Annotated in this window: 16 protein-coding genes; 9 read left to right on the top strand and 7 right to left on the bottom strand. The window is 46.5% G+C overall.

What is annotated here, in order from left to right; translation table 11 throughout:
- Nucleotides 1-4: 4 nt before the first annotated feature.
- Both ACZ5NB_RS15415 and ACZ5NB_RS15410 read right to left on the bottom strand, forming a co-directional pair.
- Nucleotides 5-913 carry a response regulator gene (locus ACZ5NB_RS15415; RefSeq protein WP_460233147.1) on the bottom strand — a complete coding sequence of 303 codons (909 nt, stop codon included), beginning with the start codon at nucleotides 911-913 and terminating at the stop codon, nucleotides 5-7.
- Entirely contained in the window at nucleotides 910-4,287 is a 3,378-nt protein-coding gene (locus ACZ5NB_RS15410) for a hybrid sensor histidine kinase/response regulator (protein WP_460233146.1), read from the bottom strand. Before ACZ5NB_RS15410 ends, ACZ5NB_RS15415 begins: the two co-directional genes overlap by 4 nt.
- A gap of 475 nt (nucleotides 4,288-4,762) precedes the next feature.
- On the opposite strand from ACZ5NB_RS15410, the gene urtA reads away from it, so the two are divergent.
- From urtA to ACZ5NB_RS15375, 7 genes are all read left to right on the top strand, one after another.
- Complete coding sequence (gene urtA, locus ACZ5NB_RS15405) at nucleotides 4,763-5,989, top strand: urea ABC transporter substrate-binding protein (RefSeq protein ID WP_460233145.1); 1,227 nt, start codon at nucleotides 4,763-4,765, stop codon at nucleotides 5,987-5,989.
- A gap of 113 nt (nucleotides 5,990-6,102) precedes the next feature.
- Nucleotides 6,103-7,029, top strand: coding sequence for an urea ABC transporter permease subunit UrtB (urtB, locus tag ACZ5NB_RS15400; RefSeq protein WP_460233144.1), 927 nt, complete (start codon nucleotides 6,103-6,105; stop codon nucleotides 7,027-7,029).
- 10 nt (nucleotides 7,030-7,039) lie between these two features.
- On the top strand, nucleotides 7,040-8,281 hold the full coding sequence (gene urtC, locus ACZ5NB_RS15395; RefSeq protein ID WP_460233142.1) for an urea ABC transporter permease subunit UrtC: 1,242 nt from the start codon (nucleotides 7,040-7,042) through the stop codon (nucleotides 8,279-8,281).
- A gap of 12 nt (nucleotides 8,282-8,293) precedes the next feature.
- On the top strand, nucleotides 8,294-9,043 hold the full coding sequence (gene urtD / locus ACZ5NB_RS15390) for an urea ABC transporter ATP-binding protein UrtD (protein ID WP_460233141.1): 750 nt from the start codon (nucleotides 8,294-8,296) through the stop codon (nucleotides 9,041-9,043).
- A 30-nt stretch (nucleotides 9,044-9,073) separates the two neighbouring features.
- Complete coding sequence (gene urtE / locus ACZ5NB_RS15385) at nucleotides 9,074-9,763, top strand: urea ABC transporter ATP-binding subunit UrtE (protein WP_460233140.1); 690 nt, start codon at nucleotides 9,074-9,076, stop codon at nucleotides 9,761-9,763.
- 70 nt (nucleotides 9,764-9,833) lie between these two features.
- Entirely contained in the window at nucleotides 9,834-11,063 is a 1,230-nt protein-coding gene (fmdA, locus tag ACZ5NB_RS15380) for a formamidase (RefSeq protein ID WP_460233139.1), read from the top strand.
- A 107-nt stretch (nucleotides 11,064-11,170) separates the two neighbouring features.
- Nucleotides 11,171-11,596: an FmdB family zinc ribbon protein gene (locus ACZ5NB_RS15375; protein ID WP_460233138.1), complete on the top strand. Its 426-nt coding sequence runs from the start codon at nucleotides 11,171-11,173 to the stop codon at nucleotides 11,594-11,596.
- A 117-nt stretch (nucleotides 11,597-11,713) separates the two neighbouring features.
- Here the strand turns inward: ACZ5NB_RS15375 and ACZ5NB_RS15370 are convergent, their stop codons facing one another.
- Genes ACZ5NB_RS15370 through ACZ5NB_RS15355 form a run of 4 tightly spaced genes read right to left on the bottom strand, consistent with a single transcriptional unit; the run spans nucleotide 11,714 to nucleotide 17,471 of the window.
- Nucleotides 11,714-12,007, bottom strand: a complete 294-nt coding sequence (locus tag ACZ5NB_RS15370) for a DUF3240 family protein (RefSeq protein ID WP_460233137.1) — start codon at nucleotides 12,005-12,007, stop codon at nucleotides 11,714-11,716.
- A 9-nt stretch (nucleotides 12,008-12,016) separates the two neighbouring features.
- Complete coding sequence (locus tag ACZ5NB_RS15365) at nucleotides 12,017-15,085, bottom strand: efflux RND transporter permease subunit (RefSeq protein ID WP_460233136.1); 3,069 nt, start codon at nucleotides 15,083-15,085, stop codon at nucleotides 12,017-12,019.
- Nucleotides 15,082-16,176 (bottom strand): efflux RND transporter periplasmic adaptor subunit, encoded by a 1,095-nt coding sequence (locus ACZ5NB_RS15360; protein ID WP_460233135.1) that lies wholly within the window; start codon nucleotides 16,174-16,176, stop codon nucleotides 15,082-15,084. The genes ACZ5NB_RS15365 and ACZ5NB_RS15360 overlap by 4 nt, the downstream gene beginning before the upstream one ends.
- A 2-nt stretch (nucleotides 16,177-16,178) precedes the next feature.
- Entirely contained in the window at nucleotides 16,179-17,471 is a 1,293-nt protein-coding gene (locus tag ACZ5NB_RS15355; RefSeq protein WP_460233134.1) for a TolC family protein, read from the bottom strand.
- A gap of 210 nt (nucleotides 17,472-17,681) precedes the next feature.
- On the opposite strand from ACZ5NB_RS15355, the gene ACZ5NB_RS15350 reads away from it, so the two are divergent.
- Nucleotides 17,682-18,368, top strand: coding sequence for a response regulator transcription factor (locus tag ACZ5NB_RS15350; RefSeq protein ID WP_460233133.1), 687 nt, complete (start codon nucleotides 17,682-17,684; stop codon nucleotides 18,366-18,368).
- Nucleotides 18,369-18,387: 19 nt separating this feature from the next.
- Complete coding sequence (locus ACZ5NB_RS15345; protein WP_460233132.1) at nucleotides 18,388-19,650, top strand: sensor histidine kinase; 1,263 nt, start codon at nucleotides 18,388-18,390, stop codon at nucleotides 19,648-19,650.
- On the opposite strand, the gene ACZ5NB_RS15340 is transcribed toward ACZ5NB_RS15345, so the two are convergent.
- Complete coding sequence (locus tag ACZ5NB_RS15340; RefSeq protein WP_460233131.1) at nucleotides 19,647-20,975, bottom strand: dicarboxylate/amino acid:cation symporter; 1,329 nt, start codon at nucleotides 20,973-20,975, stop codon at nucleotides 19,647-19,649. The genes ACZ5NB_RS15345 and ACZ5NB_RS15340 overlap by 4 nt on opposite strands.
- Between the last annotated feature and the right edge of the window lie 112 nt (nucleotides 20,976-21,087).

Genomic DNA, 21,087 nt, shown 5'->3' with positions numbered 1-21,087 from the left:
GTATTTAGTTTGACAGGTGCTTTAGGGCAATAATCGCTGCGCCAGTACGGTTTTCTACATTCAATTTGCGAAAAAGTTGCTCTAAGTGTTTGTTGACGGTGCGAGGACTCATTGAAAGAATTGTGGCGATTTCCCGATTGGCTTTTCCTCGAGCGACCCACAAAAGAACCTCCGCTTCACGTCCGGTAATCGCTAGTGATTCTTTTAAGATTTCGCTTTCTTGGGGCTTTTTCATATCGACTATTTGCAGGAGAACCTCGTCACTGTGAGTTTGTCCTAAATAATCGACACGTAAAGGCTGGGTGCCTTCGCTCACATTAATGCCTTTGTCTTTGTTAAAATGCGGCGACAAAAGTTTGCGAATTAATTGGGGTAGCGAATCTATTAGCCAAGCTTCATCAAGGCCGGCACGACTGAATAACTGGTGAGCTTGGGGTGTTCCCCATTTCAGTTCACCCAGGTTGTTGGTCGCGAAAAGGAACTGTCCCGCATTATCTAGTGCTGAGCGAGCACTGAGAGTCAGTCTGGCATTGTTTAAGTGAGTTTGCATGCGTGCGACTAATTCAATACCGTTTACCGGCTTTGTAATGTAGTCGACACCTCCCGCATCGAAGCCTTTGACGATACTGTCGCTGTCAGATAAACCGGTCATAAAAATTACTGGTACATGTTCTAATTTTCCGATTGCTTTCAGTCGCTTGCATGTTTCAAAACCATCCATGTTGGGCATGAGCGCATCCATTAATATAATGTCCGGGGTGATATTACTTGCGATCGTTAACGCCTGTTGACCTTCTAGAGCAACCAGTACAGTAGCGCCCGCTTGCTCTAACGTATCATTTAACATGCTTAAGGTTTCAGGCGTATCATCAACCACGAGAACGACATCACGCTTCTTCGATTGGCTGGTCATGCCTCGACCTCCAACACCTGAATCAGCGCGGCGAACTGGAATTGATCTGACAGGTTCTGTAATTTTTTGACTAAGCATGGATCTGCCTCGTTATTCATAGTGAGTTGTCGTAGCTTTTCATTGATGCCATTGGCATAGCCAATTTTTGCCAAGCGAATAAGCTCATTGCGAACGTCATTATTGAGGTCAATGGTTCGACGTTTGATATTGATAACCTCAGCTTTCGAAGGCGTTAAGCTGTGTTGGGTTGCTTCAGTGAGTTCGGTTTGAACTTCGCCATTCTCGCTATAGGACCAGTTAATTGAAGTGAAATGCGCAATGTTTTCTAGTAATTGATCGATAGTAATGGGCTTTACTATGTAGCCGTCGTGAGGAGAAACCTCAAATTCATGGGGCGGTTGTGGGTGGGCATCCGCAGAAATCATTAGAATGCTTGCGGAGGGTGCGAGCTTTCTAAGTTGCTGGGCCAAAGACCAGCCACTCATTCCCGGCATGGTGATGTCGAGCAAAAAAACATCGGGTGGAGAATCGAGATGGCTGAGCATCTCGAGACAGTTTCTACCGTCCGAGGCTTGTAAAACGTTAAAGCCTAGAGGAGCCAAAATATCATTTAGAAGGCTGCGATGGCTTGGTTCATCATCAACAATAAATAGTGTTTTTTCCTCGCCTTCGTAGCCGGTTGGCACTTTTTTGGTTGGAATTGTTGACGCTGTGTCAGTACTTGACAGCATCAACGATACGGTAAAAGTACTCCCAATACCTGGTTGGCTATTAACTTTAATATCGCCGCCTAGTATCTCAATGAGAAGGTTAGTAATGGTCAGGCCTAAGCCTGTCCCCGCAACATAGGGGCCACCAGCTTTTCTCACTCGCTCAAATGGTCGAAAAACTCGATCCATATCTTTTTCGGCAATGCCTACACCTGTATCGCGAATGGTGAATACCGCTACTTGGCTGCGGTATGAAACGCTGAAGTCTACTGCACCCTCGTGAGTATATTTAACGGCGTTAGACAATAGGTTGATTAATATTTGTCGCAGCCGTTTTTCGTCAATTTTCACAGTGTCAGGTAAAGGCGTTAGGCGAGAATAGTGAAAACCAATGTTTTTATTGTGTGCTTGCATTTGGAACATGCTGACGATTTGTTCCAGCAATGTACTTAATTGAACACTGGAAGGCGCTAACTCGAGGCGTCCTGCTTCAATGCGTGATATATCTAACAGCCCTTCAATTAAATCCGCTAGATACTCGCTACTCCGTCGAATGATACTTAGAGCACTGCGTCGTTTTGTAGGCAGGTTACTGTCTTGTTCGAGTAATTGCGCGTAGCCCATAATGGCATTCAGCGGACTGCGTAGCTCATGGCTGATGCCTGTTAGGTATCGGCTTTTAGCTTGATTTGCAGATTCCGCCACTTCTTTGGCTTTTTGTAATTCCCTATCGGTCTCTTTATGCGCTTTGATTTCAGCAATAAGCAATTCGGTTTGGTGTTGGGTTTCTTCCAGTGCGACACGGCGTGCTTCATGAACGAGCGTAAACATCCATGAAACAACCCCTGAAACGATAAAAAGAATAAAAAATACATTGACTAGTGCGCTGGATATGAGGGTATTTTCAACATCCTGCTCCCAAGAAATTTGTACATAAACCAAGAGCAACAAGCTTGCGATGACAAGATTGATCAGTATAAAAATGCCAATAAAGTGACCAAAGCGGCTTTGCAATAGGCGAGTCCAAGAATTCGGTAGGAGTAGACCTAACCAGGATGTGAGTTGATCTGATAATCGAGATTCTGTTTTGCACATATCATGGCAACGACTGTCCAACGAGCAGCAAAGTGAACAGATTGGACCTGCATAGGCTGGGCAATTTGCCATATCTTCGCGTTCAAATTCATGATTACAAATACAACACTCGATTTTGTTGTGCTCGCTAAACGGAATGCTTTCTCGTGCTATGTAGTACTTGCCTTTCGTTAAGTAAGCTATGGCAGGAGCACTGACAAATGTTGATCCTAAGGCAATGTAAGATGAAAGCGCTTGCGCGACTTCACCAAATATTCCGAAATGGCTGGCAAAGCCGAGGCCGCTTGCAATGATCATTGATCCTACGCCAACGGGGTTGATATCGTATAAATGGGCGCGCTTAAATTCCATTGTAGCTGGACGTAAACCTAGCGGCTTATTAATGACAAGGTCAGCAACCAAGGACCCAACCCACGCGAGTGCGACAATAGAATAAACGCCCAATATTTCTTCGAGTACCCGATACACCCCTAATTCCATAAGCATTAATGCGATGGCAACATTAAACACAACCCAGACCACGCGACCTGGGTGATTGTGCGTTAAACGAGAAAAGAAGTTAGACCAGGCAATCGATCCGGCGTACGCATTAGTCACGTTAATTTTTAGTTGCGAAAGAATGACGAACGCACAAGTTAGCCATAAGGTAAGTTGAGGTGAGCCGTTTAGGTAGCCAAATGCGGTTAGATACATTCGGTTAGGGTCTGATGCGCGATCGAACTCTATGCCATGGCTAAGCGCTAGTACGGCCAGGAAAGAGCCAATTAGGATTTTGGCAGTCCCAGTGATGATCCATCCGGGCCCTGCTGCAACCATCGCAAACCACCAACGAGCACTAGGTTTTTCTGTGTGCTCCTTAGGTAAGAACCGTAAGAAATCGACCTGCTCGCCGATCTGAGCAATGAGCGAAAAAAGTACCGCCGACGCTGCGCCAAACGCGAGAAGGTTGAAATCACTAGTTTGGGTTGCCGGAGAATAGCTGGTCCACAGATCAATGGCGTTATCCGATTGGAATGCGATGCAGGCAAGAGGAATGATCTGCAATAGTATCCATACTGGTTGTGACCAAACTTGAAAGCGACTGATTAGTGTTATTCCGTGTGTTACCAGCGGAATAACCACAATCGAGCTAATGACATAACCGATGGTTAAAGGAATACCTAATGTTAGTTCTAGCGCAAAGGCGAGAATGGCGGCTTCCAAAGCAAAAAAGATAAAGGTAAATGACGCGTAGATGAGAGAAGTAATCGTGGACCCGATGTACCCAAATCCTGCACCACGAGTAAGCAAATCTATATCTGTGCCCTGTTTCGCAGCATGGTAGCTAATAGGCAACCCGGTCAGAAAAATGATAACGCCTACCACCATGATGGCCGTCACAGCGTTACTGAATCCATAACTCAGTGTAATGGCACCGCCAATGGCTTCTAGGGCAAGAAATGAAATCGCACCCAATGCGGTTTGTGAAACATGCGCAGCACTCCAACGGCGAGCGCTTTTTGCGGTGAAGCGCAGGGCATAGTCTTCTAACGTTTCATTCGCGACCCAGCGATTGTAGTTGCGTCTCACGCGAAAGACTTTTTGGTGTGGATTCATAAAAACGGAATTGCGCCGTATGGCAATGATGACAATGAATGGTCAAAAAAATACGCGGTTAGGTTAATAGCTCGTGCTTGCTAAACGCCCCCAGTGCTACCTTTGTATGCTTAGTGCAATTCTTAGACCCTATGGGTTTACACCCTTCACATTCTTGTGACTGAAAAGCCGCAAAATTTCTCAAAGCTTGGTTTCGTCGTATTTGCCCTGCAGCCGCCAAGAACGTCTCAAAACTATCTTGAAAACGAGATTTTCCATATACGTCAATTGACGTACTTGGTTAGAGCATCCTGCGAATAGCCGAATGCGGCACTCCCGCGCACACTATCCCTGAATTTACATACCAGGCGAGGCGACATTGCATAGAGCGATGTCGGTAAATGCCTGCGACGGGGGAGACGTTCCGACAAGAGCGTTGCCGCTATTTCAAACTGAGGAGAGCAAGACTATGAGCAAGTTTTCTGTAAAAAAACGAATACTGCTTCGAGCATTAAGCGCAATACCAGCCGGGCTGCTGATGGCTGGTGTGGCGTCAGCTGAAGTCAATACAACTGGCCTCGCGGTGACTGACGACACAGTCACCGTCGGAATTTTACATTCAGTGACCGGCACCATGGCCATCAGCGAAACAGGTTCAGTGCAAGCCGAAAAGCTTGCGATTGAACAAATCAACGCAATGGGCGGTGTGCTGGGTAGAAAGATTGAGTATATCCAAGAAGATGGCGCTAGTGATTGGCCCACCTTTGCAGAGAAATCCAAAAAATTACTGGTAAACGATAAGGTGGCGGCAGTGTTTGGTTGTTGGACTTCTGCTTCACGTAAAGCTGTATTACCAGTATTTGAGCAATACAACGGCATGCTGTATTACCCAACATTTTATGAAGGCTTAGAGCAGTCGCCGAATGTAATCTATACCGGCCAAGAAGCAACGCAACAAATTATTGCTGGAATCGATTGGGTGGCGAAAGAAAAAGGAGCAAAAAGTTTTTACTTATTAGGTTCAGATTATATCTGGCCTAGGACATCCAACAAAATTGCGCGCAAGCATATCGAAAAGTTAGGGCTCAAAGTGGTGGGTGAAGAATACTACCCGCTAGGCCACACGCAATTTAACTCAGTAATCAACAAGATTAAATTGAAAAAACCTGATGTCATCTACGCGATTGTCGTCGGTGGTTCCAATGTTGCGTTTTACAAACAGTTGAAGGCAGCGGGTATCAATCTCACGAAAGAAAAACCATTGTTGCTCACCATTTCGGTTACAGAGGATGAGATTCTCGGTATCGGAGGTGAAAACATTGAAGGCGCTTATGCGGCGATGAAATATTTCCAAAGCCTTGACAACCCCAACAACGAAGCATTTGTGAAAGCGTTTAAAGCCAAGTACGGAGACGACATCGTGATCGGTGACGTAACGCAAGCTGCGTACCTCGGGCCTTGGTTGTGGAAAGCAGCTGTCGAAAAAGCAGGATCGTTTGATATCGATAAAGTACGTGAGGCATCACCAGGTATCGAATTGACAACAGCGCCAGAAGGCTACGTCAAGATTCACCCCAATCATCACCTCTGGTCTAAAACCCGTGTAGGTTTAGCGAAAAAAGACGGCCAATACGATGTGGTCTATGAAAGTTCTGACCTCATCGAGCCAAACCCTTTCCCTGAAGGTTACCAATAAATCTCACTGCGGAAATATAGGGCATAGAGAGCACTGCAAGAAAGGTGGCGGCAGTAGTCGCCACCAATTGACAACACAGTATCCCGTCGGTGTGATTATTGGAGTATTTCGACATGTTTTCAGAATATAGTACCTCGGAGTTAACCGCGATATTCGCAATGCAAGGCTTCGCCGGCCTGATACTATTTTCCGTCTTAGTCTTAATGGCGCTCGGTTTGGCGATTATTTTCGGTCAGATGGGCGTTATTAACATGGCGCATGGAGAATTTATGATTCTCGGTGCATACATGACATATCTCACGTCTAACGTTTTTTCTAATTATATGCCGGGTTTGTTTGCCGGCTACTTCTTTGTCGCGATGGCTATCGCCTTCGTTGTCACGTTTTCCCTAGGGGTTTTCGTGGAGTGGAGTTTGATTCGCTTTTTATACAAGCGTCCACTCGATACGTTACTCGCTACCTGGGGTTTAAGTCTTATATTACAGCAGTTGTATCGTACGGTATTTGGTGCGCGGGAGGTTGGCGTAACGCTACCGGATTGGATGATGGGCTCCTATCAACTGACAGAGATTGTCGAAGTGCCTATTAATGGAATATTCGTCATGGTACTGACTTTGTGTATTGCAATTGGTGTGTATTTTCTGATGTACCGATCGCGCTGGGGTAAAAAAGTACGCGCTGTTGTGCAAAACCGACCAATGGCAGGTGCAGTGGGTATTAATACCGAAAAAGTCGATCGCTATACCTTTGGTATTGGTTGTGGCATTGCTGGTATAGCGGGGAGTGCATTTACCATGATTGGTTCGACCGGACCAACAGCAGGGCAGCTATACATTGTCGATACTTTTTTAGTTGTAGTGTTTGGCGGTGCGCAAAGTTTATTGGGAACCATCGCATCAGCTTTCTCTATTTCGCAAGCACAATCCACAATGGAATTTTTCCTTAGCGGCTCGATGGCCAAAGTCCTTACGTTGTTGTTTGTGGTCGGCATATTAATGCTGCGTCCACAAGGTTTGTTCGCTTTGAAGATCCGCCATTAAGGAGGCTGTTATGTCGGACCATTCTGTATCTACCTTTATGCCGCGCAAAGACATCGTTAGCTTTGCGTTACTGGCGTTCATCCTATTTGCGGTGCTGCCGATGTTTCTCGACGTCTTTCGGTTAAACCTCATTGGAAAGTACTTAACCTATGCGTTTGTCGCACTGGGTTTGGTGTTGTGTTGGGGTTGCGGCGGCATTCTAAGTTTGGGCCAAGGCGTTTTTTTTGGCTTAGGCGGCTACTGCATGGCAATGTTTCTGAAATTGGAATCGTCAGACCCTGAGTCGACAAAAATTCAATCGACACCGGGCATCCCAGACTTCATGGATTGGAATCAGATAACTGAACTACCTTTTTGGTGGGAGCCCTTCTACAGCTTGCCATTTGCTTTAATCGCCGTCGTCATCGTGCCCACGATTTTCGCTTTTATTATTGGCGTGGCGATGTTTAAGCGCCGAGTTGGCGGTGTCTATTTCGCGATCATTACACAGGCGATTGCGGCGATTTTGACAATTTTAATTATCGGCCAACAAGGTTACACCGGTGGTGTAAACGGGATCACCGATCTCCGTACATTGTTGGGATGGGACATTCGTACCGACGGTGCCAAAGTAATTCTTTATTACGCGTGTTGTGTGCTGTTGTTTGGTTGTTTGTTTCTGGCGCAATTTGTTCGCAAAAATAAACTGGGTCGAATTCTAGTCGCGATGCGCGACCGAGAAGATCGTGTGCGGTTTTCAGGTTACGACGTTTCAAATTTCAAGATCTTTGTTTTTTGTCTAGCGGCTGCGTTCTCTGCCATTGGCGGAGCCATGTTTACCCTTCAAGTAGGCTTTATGTCGCCTTCTTTCGTCGGCATCGTGCCTTCAATTGAAATGGTGATTTTTTGCGCTGTCGGTGGCCGACTGTCCATCTTGGGCGCGGTATACGGCACGCTATTGGTTAACTGGGCAAAGACCACCTTCTCGGAAAGCTTTCCAGAATTGTGGTTGTTCGCAATGGGTGCGCTATTTATCGGCGTTGTCATGGCATTTCCGAATGGCATAGCTGGACTATTCCAAAAGTTTATCGAGCCAAAATTACCGCAGTGGTATTCCGGCAGCACACCTGAGGCTTTAGGCGAGAAGAACTCGGCTTCGGTAGAGAGCGTTAGCGCTGAAAGCGATTTAGCTGGCAGCGTCGACGGGTCAACTGAATCCAGTGTCGAAGAGGACGCTGATAAAACCGATACGGCGCAAGCCGGTGCCGCCTAAGGAGAACTAACAATGACTGCTTCAAACACAGATTTTGTTCTGGCTGTAGAGGGCCTAACAGTTTCTTTCGATGGCTTTAAAGCTGTTAACGACCTTTCGTTCTATGTTGAAGAAGGGGAAATACGCGTAATTATTGGTCCTAACGGTGCAGGCAAAACGACCGTACTCGATCTTATTTGTGGCAGAACACAAGCCACTGAAGGTTCAATTAAATTCCGTGGCAAAGAACTGACCAAGATGAAAGAGCACGCCATCGTGCATGCAGGTGTGGGTCGCAAATTCCAAAACCCATCAATTTATGAAGACCTAACCGTATTTGAAAACCTAGAAATATCCTATCCCAAAGGCCATACCGTCATAGGCGCATTAGCGTTCAAACGCGATGCAGACGTAGTCGCTGAAGTTGAAAAAATTGCCGAGACGATATTTTTAACCGAGCAGCTGGATATGCAAGCTGGGTTACTCAGTCATGGTCAGAAACAGTGGCTGGAAATCGGCATGCTACTTATTCAAGACCCTGAATTACTGATGTTAGATGAACCTGTCGCTGGAATGTCAGTCGCTGAGCGTAAAAAAACGGCGGAGCTATTGCGGCGCATTACTGAAGGACGATCAGTCATTGTTATTGAACATGATATGCAGTTTGTCGAAGACATTGCTGATCGGGTGACGGTACTTCACCAGGGTAAGGTGTTGTCGGAAGGCTCAATGAGTCGAGTAAAAACGGATCCTAAGGTTGTTGAAGTGTATCTGGGTCACTAACTGTCGGTATTTAAAGGTCGAGGAAACACTATGTTATCGGTGAAAGATTATCACGTGTCATATGGGCAAAGCGAAGTGTTGCATGGTCTTAATTTTGAGGTTAAGCCAAAAGAAATCGTCGCCATTATGGGGCGCAATGGCATGGGGAAGTCCACGTTGATGAAATCGTTGATTGGCATGTTGCCGACATCGAAAGGTAAAGCGACGTTGGAGGATCTGGATTTTACTCACATGAAAAGTCATGACCGAGTTAAAGGTGGTATTGGATTCGTACCACAAGGGAGAATGATTTTTTCCACTATGACGGTAAAAGAAAATATTGAAACTGGATTGACTGTAACCGGTGAAAAGAAAGTGCCGGAAGACTTATACGAAATATTTCCGGTGCTCAAGGAAATGGGGTCGAGACGTGGCGGTAACTTATCGGGTGGGCAGCAACAACAACTCGCCATCGCGCGGGCTCTAGCAAGTAATCCAAAGATGCTCTTACTCGACGAGCCTACCGAGGGAATCCAACCATCAATCATTCGCGAAATGGCGCGAACGCTCAAGAAGATTCGGGACACTCGAGGATTGTCGATCATCGTGTCGGAGCAAGTATTAAGTTTTGCACTGGATATCGCCGATCGAATACTGGTGATTGAAAAGGGAGAGATTGTGCACGAAGAATCAAGGGACACATTAGATGAAGCCAAGGTGGCTTCCTACTTGGCGGTTTAATTTATTCAAACTTGTACGAAGACTTTTTTATAGAAAGACATTTTAGATTAATCGAATAGGAGCATCAGCTATGACCGAGACCATTATTAAAGTCGACCTAAACTCATCACCCTATGATAACGACAAGATTCATAACCGTTGGCATCCAGATATCCCTATGGTTGAAACCGTGAAACCGGGGGATGACTTTATTGTGGAGTGCGTGGATTGGACCGGCGGCCAAATCGCTAATGATGACTGCGCTGATGATGTGCGGGATGTGGATCTATCAAAAGTCCACTTCTTGTCAGGGCCGATAGCGGTTGAAGGGGCAGAGCCAGGTGATTTGTTACAAGTAGAGATCCTAGATATCGGTACGTTTGACGAAAGCCAGTGGGGTTTTAATGGCTTTTTCTCGAAACAAAATGGTGGTGGGTTTTTAACAGAGCATTTTCCAGAGGCACAAAAGTCTATTTGGGATTTTAATGGAATGTTTACTAAGTCGCGGCATGTCCCCGGCCTTGAATTCGCTGGTTTAATTCACCCCGGACTAATTGGCTGTTTACCATCGCGCGAGATGTTAGATGAATGGAACGCTCGCGAATCTGCCTTAGTCGCCACCGACCCTGACCGAGTACCAGAACTAGCAACACTTCCTGTAGCGGATACCGCGCACATGGGGCGTATGCAAGGAGATGCCAAAGATGCAGCCGCTGCCGAAGCTGCGCGTACGGTTCCACCACGCGAGCATGGTGGGAACTGTGACATCAAAGATTTATCTCGTGGCTCAACCGTTTATTTTCCTGTGTATGTCGATGGCGCAGGCTTAAGTGTGGGTGATCTACATTTTAGTCAAGGTGACGGTGAGATTACGTTTTGCGGCGCAATTGAAATGGCCGGTTGGGTTCACATGCGTGTCAACCTTATTAAAGATGGTATGTCGAAGTATGGTGTTAAGAACCCCATCTTTAAGCCTAGCCCTATAACACCGAAATATGACGACTACTTGATCTTTGAAGGAATATCGGTCGATGAAGATGGTAAACAGCATTATCTTGATGTGCATATTGCCTACCGACAAGCCTGCTTGAATGCGATTGAGTATTTGACGAAGTTTGGATACACCAAAGCACAAGCCTACGCGATTCTTGGCGTTGCGCCCGTACAGGGGCACATTAGTGGTGTGGTCGATATTCCTAATGCCTGCGCCACGTTGTGGTTACCAACGGATATTTTTGAATTCGATGTGAAGCCCAATGCAGACGGACCGAAGATTGAATTAGATGGCAGTGTTGATGTGCCTTTGTCCAAGGACGTGTAAGGAACGAGATACATAAGACGAGACTACCATCAGCGAGTGCAAGCTCGATACGTGAATAGCAAAACCCGCATTTACGTTCCGAGCTTGCGCCACTAAGGAGAATGACAATGCCTTTGTACGATTACAAATGTAAAGACCACGGTGTGTTTCACCAGCTAGCTACCATGGCTGACAGCGGTAAGCCGCAAGCTTGCCCAACATGCGGTGTAGCGAGCGGACGAATTATTATGATTCCGCCGGAAGTTTTAGCGATGGCGCCAGAAAAACGTAAAGCGATGGAAAAAAATGAGAGGGCGCGTCATGAGCCTCATTTTTCTACGACTGACAGCCGCGCAGAAGAGGCAGAAAAAAAAGCATTTGAATTAAAGCGTAGCGGATGTTGTGGACACCGCGCTTCTGGAGCGCATCATCATGGTAAGCCACAGATCATTGGCGCCGCGCCGGATCAAAGTAATCTAAAGCAACAAGTAATTTATCTAGCGGATGGAAGTAAGGTGTTTCCTTCACAGCGGCCGTGGATGATTAGCCACTAATCGTTTATGACCAAAAATTTCCCATAGCCCTCCGGCTAAACAAGCCTCGTGATTGTAGGTTTAAGCCCTTTGGGCAGCTTCGCTGCCCTTTTTTTACATTTTCGATAACGAACTTGTTTATCGCAAGTGGCCTTCTCGTCGGACTGGCAGCTCATAAAAATAGATATCTTTACCTACTGATACACTCAAAGAATCAATCAGCTTATCAACTAAACTGGCTGCCATGGTGATTTCAAACTGAATGCGTTTGCGCCTGCCTGTCACCTGTTCTACTAAATGCCAAGCACCAGCTTCACCGTGGCCATTGACCCTATAGCTGGTAAACCCCGAAATATCGTCTTGCTCGAGTAAAAAATCCACCATGTCTTCTTCTAATTCGAGAGACGTATTCAGAACGAGTAAGCTTTTCATAATAGTTGCCTAAACTGGGTAGCGATGGGTATAGCGATAAACGATCGGAAGTAAAAATAGCGTTAACAGGGTTGAGCTAATTAACCCTCCTATCACCACGATTGCCAGTGGTTTTTGTATTTCGGACCCTGGGCCTTCGGCAATCAGCAGTGGCACTAAACCAAATGCACAGGTGCTTGCCGTCATCAATACTGGGCGCAGGCGTCGTAGCGCACCTTCTCGGACTACCTCTTCAATAGGAATCCTCTTTGCGTGTAGGTAGTTAAAATGCGACATCATCACCACGCCATTTAACACCGCGATGCCGAGCAACGCGATAAACCCCACTGAGGCTGGGACGGATAAATATTGACCTGTGACAAAGAGGGCAAAAATTCCACCAATCATGGCGAAGGGTATGTTCGATAGAATAACCAGTGTTTGTTTTATTGAGTTGAACGTTAAGAATAGCAGTAAACCGATAAGGGCAATCGCTACTGGGACAACAATACTTAAGCGAGTTGCGGCACGTTGTTGATTCTCAAATTCACCGCCCCAGGAGAGGGAATAACCTTCTGGTAATTTGAGTTGCTCGTTGATCGTTTGTTGTGCTTCGGCAACAAAGCCGACTAGATCCCGTCCTTCTACATTGCTGCGAATGGTCGCAAAGCGTTGGCCTGATTCACGAGATATAGAAACTGGGCCTTCCACGCGTTGTATCTCTGCTAGCTCAGAGAGCGGAATGATTGAGCCGTCGGGGAGGTTGATGAAGTCATTGTTGAGCTTCATTTGACCATCACCTTGTAACTTGTCATACCTCAGCACTAACGGTACCCGCGCGCCTTCGTCGATGATCGTCCCGACTTGCATTCCCTCTATCTCGGAGCGCAATTGACGCTGTAGTTGATCCGCATCGACACCAAGCTGTCCCGCACGAGTACGATTAATATTGACTTGTAAAAATTGGGCGCCTTCATTGAGTGTTGCCATCGCGTCAACACTGCCTGGAACTTGACTGACAATTTTTTGGATACGTTGGGCGTAATCGTTGAGTAAATGAAGGTCAGTGCCAAAAAGTTTGATGGCGACGTCTCCCCGGGAGCCTGTGAGCATTTCGGAGACGCGCATATCGATTGGCTGTGTAAAGCCAAAATTGATGCCTTTGAATGACTCCATGACAGTGCGAATGTTCTCTTCCAGCTCAGCCTTGTCGTCAACGTGCCACGCGTCGGTTGGCTTTAGCTGAAGAAACATATCAGTTTCGTTGAGACCCATTGGGTCCATGCCAATTTCGTCGGAACCACTGCGTGATACGACGCGCTCAATCTCTTGAATATTGTCCAATAAAGCTTTCTCGACTTGTTGCACCATCCGTGTGGTTGTAGATAGGTTTATTGACGGGATAAATTCAAGCTGAATAATAATGTCACCTTCATCCATTGTCGGCATAAAGGTTTTGCCAATAAAAGGAAACGTACAGGCAGCAGAGAGTAGTAGTATTCCAGCTGACACAAAAACAGCTTTGGGCTTTGTCAGCGCTTTTATCAATAGCGGCTCATATAGTTCATGTAGTTTTCGGCTTAGCCAAGGTTCGATGTCTTCTTGCTTATTAATTAAGTACGAAGCGAGGACAGGGATAACTGAAAGCGAGAGAAATAAAGCACTCACCAAGGCGAATACGATGGTCAGTGTTACGGGGCCAAACAATTTGCCTTCGAGGCCCTCAAGCGATAAGAGCGGGAGAAAAACAATCACAATGATCGCCACCCCAGACGTCACAGGGATAGACACTTCTTTGACTGCTCGATAAATAATATGAAGTCGTGGCAGTTTGTTGTGCGCATTGCGACCAAGTGACGCAACTATGTTTTCGACAATAACAATCGATGAGTCAACTAACATGCCGATCGCGATGACCAGTCCACCCAAGCTCATGAGATTGGCCGTCATGTTCATTTTTCCCATGAGTAGAAACGTGGCTAGCGCTGACAGCGGTAACACAGTAGCAACTGTGATAGCGGCGCGTATATTTCCCAAGAACAGGCCGAGTAAAATTAATACTAATATTACAGCTTCAATAAGGGCTTTCGACACCGTACTGACAGCGCTATTAATGAGCACGCTTCGATCGTAAAACACATTAATACGAGTGCCGTCGGGGAGGGTATTTTCTAGTTCTTCAAGTTTGGTTTGTACACCGTTAACGACTTCGCGTGCATTTGCACCACGTAGACCAATCACTAAGCCTTGAACCGCTTCAGAATCTCCATCGGCAGTTACAGAGCCATAACGTTCGAGGGAGCCGATGTTAACGTTGGCAATTTGATCAAGCGATACTGTCTTTTGCTCAACGTTGGTGATTTGAATTTTTCTAAGATCGTCTAATGACTGTATTGCACCGTTTACACGCACGAGAATGGCTTCCTCGCCCTGGTCTATGCGTCCAGCCCCGTCGCTGCGATTATTGGATCGTAGTGCTACGGTTATGTCGTTGTTTTTAAAGCCCAGTAAAGCCATGGCTTCGCGTTTAGGCGCTACTTGGAATGTTTTTACGAATCCCCCAAGCGAGTTAACATCCGCCACACCAGGTACGGTACGTAAGGCCGGTCTAATAGTCCAATCCAGTAGAAATCGTTTCTCAGAGTTGCTGAGATCGGGGTTGTCGATAGTAAACATGAACATGTCGCCTAACGGTGTGCTCATAGGCGCAAGACCACCGCTTATATCGCCTGGTAAATCATTCCATACGTTATTGACGCGTTCAGCGACTTGTTGTCGTGCCCAATAAATATCTGTACCTTCGTTAAAGTCCAAGGTGATTGAGCTGAGTGCGTATTTAGAAATAGACCGCAACATGGACTGTTCGGGAATGCCCAAGAGTTCTACTTCGAGAGGTTGCGTGATTAATGTTTCGACCTCTTCTGGTGTCATTCCCGGGGATTTGACGATGATTTTTACCTGGGTTGGTGAGATGTCAGGGAATGCATCGATGGGCAAATCACGCATAGCTTTCACGCCAAACCCCAGGAGTACGGCGGCAACGAGTACTGTCATTAAACGTTGACTGAGGGCAACCTCTATTAATTTTGATAGCATCATTCACCTCCGCCTAGGCCGAGAACAATACCTTTAACGACAGCGGCACCTTTCACAATCACTTCGGTGTTGGCTTCAATATCGTCAGTGGCAAGATAGTGATTGCCAGCGGGTATTAGGTTTACGTCTTGTGCTCTCACACCATTATTCGTCTTTATAAACACAGTGGCTTGATTACCAAGGTAAACGACGGAATCTGCAGGAATTAATACACCAGCTTGGGCTGGCGGAATAATGAGGGGGATAACTTGCCCAGGCATCAAATTATTCGGTGCATTGTATTCGGCAAATATCTGGATCGTTTGTGTCGCGGTATCAACTTCATAGTCTCGTTGCTTTACCGTTAGGCCTGCACCACTGCGCCCGTCTGTTAATTGCTGACCAATGTAAACTTGAGACCCAATCGTTGCGGGTAGACGGGCTCGCAACCACAGCTTGCTGGATTGTTGAACTGTGGCAATCGGGGTGTTTGCCTCAACGTATTCACCTATTTCAGCTGCTCGACGTACGAGTACACCCGTTGCGGGAGCGCGCACGTAAAAAATGCCTAATGCTTCGGCATCCGTTTCAAGTAGCTGTAAGTCATTAGTGTTTATGCCAGACTGATTGAGCAGTTGTTCGGTACTTAGCTTGTCAAATCGAATTTGGTTGTAGGAATTTTCTGTGTTCAACAGCCTTTGTTTAGCAATAACGCCAGCGTCAAAAAGCGACCGGTCTCGTTCGAGAGCTGTTTCTTGTTTAACGAGTTCTGCATTCAAAACCATCCATTGATTTTGAAGTGAAACAATATCTTCGCTAAGTACACTGCCTATGATCTCGCCTTTGTTAACTTTTTGTCCTGGTTGGATGCGCCATTCACTGACTATTCCTGCATGCCTAATAAATACTTGGGCGGTTGTATTCGGAGCGTGAACAGTGGTGCCGGGCAATTCAATCCCGTGACTAGCGTCAACTGTTTGCAGTCTCGCATATGCGATGTCAAGGCGTAGTAAATCTTCATCATCGAGCGTAATATTTTCTGCTTTCAAACCCGGTGAGATGAAGCCTAATGAGATGAAGCATGTTAAACATAGAGATATGGCATAACTTTTCATGATTACAGTCCCAGTAGGTGATTAAATTGTACGAGTAGCATTCTTCGTTTTTCTTGCAGGAGCAGCGCATCGCGCTCGGTAGTGTGAACATGCTGAAGGGTGTAGAGTGTTTCCGCGAGGTTGGTTTCGCCGGCGTCAAATGCTGTTAGTGCCATCAATTTCTGTTGCTCAAGGGCCGCAACTTGGCTTGCCATAATCGCCAATGCTTGTTGGTTAACATATAAAGAATGCTCTAGTTCATGCATCAGGCGCTGCATCTCGCGCTCTTGCTGATGTAAGGCAACTTTCGCGTTGGCAATTTCAATCTCCACCTCACTGGTTACTGTTCGTATATAACGGCTAGAGGCGATAGGTAAGCTAAAACTGAGGCCTACACTAGTGATGGTGTCGTCTTGGTAGGTGGATTGTTGCTTTCTAACACCAAGCCTCATTTGAGGCGATGGTGCCGCTGCGAGCTTAGCTTTGTTGAACTTTGCTTCCGCTACCTCGAGTTCTGCACGATATAGCTTCAGCGTCACGTTATTGTGTACGTGATTCTCGATCTCCTGATCGGAGAGGTTGAGATCGATAGCACTAATAGATTGGTGTGGGCGTCGATCAAGCCCGGTAAGTATTTGATACTCGCGTTCAGCGTCTACCATCGCTGCCTCGTGTTCCAGCAATAACGATTGTTGACCCGCTAAAACAGACTGTGCCTGCATGAGTTGCAGCTGAGAAATGCTTCCAGCTTGGTAAAGCTGTTTGGAGGCGGACACAAGGCGCTCGGCATCGTCGACAGCCATTTTTTGAAAACTGAGCAACGCTTCAGCATGCGATAACGCAAGTAGCGTTTGGTTAACCTGACCGCGGAGATTCCAGTCGATGAAGTCTCGCCAATCCTGAGTCAGTGCCTGGTAATGGCTGGCAAGGGATTGGCTTGCGGATCTTTCCTTCCATCGCCAGAGGTCAAATGTGACGCCGGCCTCCCACTCCTCTAAGCCGATATCGTCTAACATCTTGTCTTGCCAATAGATAGCATCAACAGACGGTGAACCGTTGGTCCAGCGCTTTCCTAGATCAGTAAAATTGTCCGCACGTTGCTGTTGTGCCGTTAAAATCGGCTGTTCAATTGCTCGCTGACGCGCGCTGTTAAAAACATCTGAAATGCTGAGCGCTGGATCCAGGGGTAATGATTGATGTTGCATACCTGAGCCGACGGACGATAACGGGGTTACCGATAACAAAAATAGGATGGCAGGGCGGAGTAAGGGCGCCAGGTAGGTGACAAGACATGTGCTAATTGACGTATTTTTCATTGCTGTATGGCTATCATGAGATTGGTGATGGCCATAGTAAAAATGGGTATGTCAAAATTATGTCGACAAAAGGCACTAAGAAACGTAAATACAGCTTTATCAGTCTTCACATTTGATCTTGGTCAACTAGCTCGGCATGATTTGACCAAAATTTCACATTCAATAATTTATAGTTAACCCTTGGTATCAACACACTCATGGCTCACCGTAATGAAAGTACTTATCATTGAGGATAATAGGGATATCGCGGCGAATATTGCCGACTATCTAGAGCCCAGAGGGTTTGTGCTGGATTTTGCTCAGGATGGAGAAAGTGGACTACGCCTAGCAAGTAATGAACAGTTTGACGCGATTGTGCTTGATCTTATGTTGCCGAAAATGGACGGCATCTCGGTCTGTGATCGCCTACGAAGCCACGCTCATGTCTCTACTCCAGTTATTATGTTAACGGCGCGCGATCAACTGGATGACAAATTGGAAGGCTTCTCTGTTGGCGCTGATGATTACCTGGTCAAACCCTTTTCAGTAAAAGAGCTTGAGGCGCGACTGATAGCGCTCGCAAAGCGTTCACAAGCCATAGGGCACGGAGACAAGTTGGAAGTTGCCGACCTGCTTTACGACCTCAATACGAAAGTGGTTAGTCGTGCTGGCGCGGTTATTGAACTGAACCCTATCTTACGCAAGTTGCTCAAGTTACTGATGCTAAACAGTCATCGCGTGGTTACTCGAGCAGAGCTAGAAGATGAAATTTGGGGGGATTCCCCGCCCGACAAGGATATATTGCGAACCCACATCTACAATTTGCGCACAGCAATTGATAAACCCTTTTCAGAAAAATTAATTCATACTATTCACGGTGAAGGCTATCGGCTCACACAGCAAGTCGACCTGTTATAGTTTTGGGTAAAGATTTTATATGAGTATCAAAACGATTCGTGCTCGCATTATTTTAACGTTGGTGGTTATTGTAACCATTACAAGCGTAGTGTTTGCCGTGGGGTTGTTATTAATCAAACAAAAGCTCGAAGAGGCAACCTTTGGCAATATGGTGCATGGTCAAATGTTGTCATTGGTGGCGCAATTAGATCAAGGAACAGAGGTCAATCCACATTTTCTCGGTGGTTGGGATTTATATGGCATTACTGATTCGCAGCCCGTGCCAAAGGAACTAAAACAGCTCGCCGTTGGTTCGTATCACAGTCTTAGAATTGCTGACCATCATTATCAAGTCGAAGTATTGGAGTATCGCGGCCGACATTTGGTGCTGACCTATGATATTTCTGAATGGGAAAATCAAGAGCACGCTATCTTAGAAATTCTGCTGTATGGCGGAGTGATTGTTTTAGCATTCGCAGTTATTGTCGGTTTGCAAGCTTCGTCTTCCATTTTATCGCCAGTACGTGCGCTCTCTAGCCAGCTTTCGAAGATAAAACCAGCGCAGCGCAATTTGCGTATCGCTCCTGCGTATAGTGGAAACGAGATAGGAGAAATTGCATTGGCTATTGATAGTTACTTACAACGATTGGATGCTTTTGTTGCCAGAGAGCAGTCTTTTAGTGCAGCGGCTAGTCATGAGCTACGTACACCGCTCTCAGTAATTATTGGAGCCGTTGATATACTAGAAGGTCAGCCATTGTCGGACATCTCGCACCGAGCGGTGGCGAGGATTCAACGCGCAATTACAGAAATGTTGGGTTTTATCGAAGCAACATTGTTCCTCGCGCGCGAAAACTGCAGCACGATCACGGCCGAATCAGTCAGTCAAGTTAAGGTAATCATTGATGAAGTGATTGACGATGCTGATGTCTTGGCATCATCCGCTAATAACCAATTAACTTTGCGCACATTGGCGGAGCCAACGCTTGCCGTCCCTCCGAGTATTGTGAAAATAACTATCGGTAACATTGTACGCAATGCGCTCGAGCATACTCACGAAGGTAGCGTATCGATCACGCTTGCGGAAAATTATGTTGATGTGGTTGACACTGGTGAAGGCATTTCCGCTGATCATATCGGGCAAATATTTGATCGCGACTATAGCACTAAGTCTGATGGCACTGGCATAGGGTTAGACATCGTAAAACGCGTATGTGAACGGTTTGATTGGAAAATTGATGTTGATAGTCAGGCTGGCAAAGGGACGCGAGTACGCCTATGGTTTAACGCGTCTTCCAATTAAGGTTGTGTGTAAACTTGAGCTTCCGGTGTGGGAAGCGCCTTTTCTGCAATGATGCAAGTCACTACATCGCCGAGCACGTTCACCGCAGTTCGACACATATCGAGAACTCTGTCGACGCCCAGAAGCAATGCGACGCCTGCAGCCGGTATGCCCACGCCTTCTAGAACCATGCTTAAAATTACGATGCCTGCGCCAGGTGTTGCTGGCGAGCCAATGGATGCAGCTACGGCCATAGAAATGACAAATAAATAGCTGGCGAACGACAAATCAACGTGAAATACCTGGGCAAGAAACACGGTTGCTACACCTTGATAAAGGGCCGTGCCAGTCATGTTGATGGTTGCCCCAAGTGGGATTACAAAACGAGCGACGCTTGGGTCTATCTTTAGGTTATCCTCTGCGACCTTGAGTGACAGAGGCATAACCGCAGCCGAACTGCTCGTTGAAAATGCCAGTAGCAAGAGTTCTTTTAAATGGGAGGCAAAACTAACTATTGATTCGCGCGAAATAATGATGGCAATGCCCAAATAGATTAACATCATGCAGGCCAAGCCGAGTAACACAGTGACAACGTAAAGTAACATCCCGCCTAGCACGTCTAAACCGAGGTTGGCCACTAGTTTGGTAATGAGTCCAAATACGGCAAATGGGGCAAGCTGCATCGCCCAGGACACAACTCGCATACTGACTTCTTGTAAAGCGCCAAGTAAATCAAACAGGGGTTGCGCTTGCTTCGCGGGAATAGCTAGCAGAGCAAAACCAAGCACTGCTGAAAACAAAATCACTTGTAGCATCTCGCCTGACACCATTGATGCCATCGGATTACTAGGGAAAATTGTCAGCATCTTGTCGGGTAATTCTGCAATACTTGGAAATGCCCCCGTCGGGGTGATCGGTTGTAATTCAAAATCTAACAGGTCACTGGCGTTAACATGTGACCCTGGTTGAATGAACTGCCCGAATGAGATGCCGATGGCCGTTGCGCAGGCAGTGGTTAAGAGGATGAAGACGATTGCGACCAGTCCGATTTTTTTCAGCGCATCAGGATTGTTATTGCTTGCTAATCCACGCACGATAGACGCCATCACTAGCGGGACGACTATCATCTGAATTAGCGCGAGAAAGATTTGTCCTGGGAGCGCTAGCCACGCAGTAATTGCATTGACCGTGGGCTTTGAGGCCCATCCAAGATTAGGGCCGAGCAATAGGCCTAGAAGAATTCCCGCGGCTAAACCGAGAAGCACTTTTAGCCAAAGTCTTCCTTCGACTAACTTTTCTAGTCGTCCAGATAAAAGCTTAATGGGATTAAAGCGTGCGGTGCTCATGCGTATCACCATCGCATCTATGAATGGTAAGTGGCCAAGTTGATTGAACGAAATCAACTTAAAATAAATCGACGAACTGAGTGCTAAGATAATAACTCGATAGAGTGAGGAA

This window comes from Aurantivibrio plasticivorans (assembly GCF_055392955.1).
The sequence above is the reverse complement of the archived record's forward strand: the minus strand, read 5'-3'. Positions and strand labels throughout refer to the sequence as shown.

Bases quoted from the DNA above. Each gene is read 5' to 3' on its own strand.
- ACZ5NB_RS15415 (WP_460233147.1), bottom strand. From the start codon at position 913: ATGACCAGCCAATCGAAGAAGCGTGATGTCGTTCTCGTGGTTGATGAT.
- urtA (WP_460233145.1), top strand. From the start codon at position 4,763: ATGAGCAAGTTTTCTGTAAAAAAACGAATACTGCTTCGAGCATTAAGC.
- urtB (WP_460233144.1), top strand. From the start codon at position 6,103: ATGTTTTCAGAATATAGTACCTCGGAGTTAACCGCGATATTCGCAATG.
- urtC (WP_460233142.1), top strand. From the start codon at position 7,040: ATGTCGGACCATTCTGTATCTACCTTTATGCCGCGCAAAGACATCGTT.
- urtD (WP_460233141.1), top strand. From the start codon at position 8,294: ATGACTGCTTCAAACACAGATTTTGTTCTGGCTGTAGAGGGCCTAACA.
- urtE (WP_460233140.1), top strand. From the start codon at position 9,074: ATGTTATCGGTGAAAGATTATCACGTGTCATATGGGCAAAGCGAAGTG.
- fmdA (WP_460233139.1), top strand. From the start codon at position 9,834: ATGACCGAGACCATTATTAAAGTCGACCTAAACTCATCACCCTATGAT.
- ACZ5NB_RS15375 (WP_460233138.1), top strand. From the start codon at position 11,171: ATGCCTTTGTACGATTACAAATGTAAAGACCACGGTGTGTTTCACCAG.
- ACZ5NB_RS15370 (WP_460233137.1), bottom strand. From the start codon at position 12,007: ATGAAAAGCTTACTCGTTCTGAATACGTCTCTCGAATTAGAAGAAGAC.
- ACZ5NB_RS15365 (WP_460233136.1), bottom strand. From the start codon at position 15,085: ATGATGCTATCAAAATTAATAGAGGTTGCCCTCAGTCAACGTTTAATG.
- ACZ5NB_RS15360 (WP_460233135.1), bottom strand. From the start codon at position 16,176: ATGAAAAGTTATGCCATATCTCTATGTTTAACATGCTTCATCTCATTA.
- ACZ5NB_RS15355 (WP_460233134.1), bottom strand. From the start codon at position 17,471: ATGAAAAATACGTCAATTAGCACATGTCTTGTCACCTACCTGGCGCCC.
- ACZ5NB_RS15350 (WP_460233133.1), top strand. From the start codon at position 17,682: ATGAAAGTACTTATCATTGAGGATAATAGGGATATCGCGGCGAATATT.
- ACZ5NB_RS15345 (WP_460233132.1), top strand. From the start codon at position 18,388: ATGAGTATCAAAACGATTCGTGCTCGCATTATTTTAACGTTGGTGGTT.
- ACZ5NB_RS15340 (WP_460233131.1), bottom strand. From the start codon at position 20,975: ATGAGCACCGCACGCTTTAATCCCATTAAGCTTTTATCTGGACGACTA.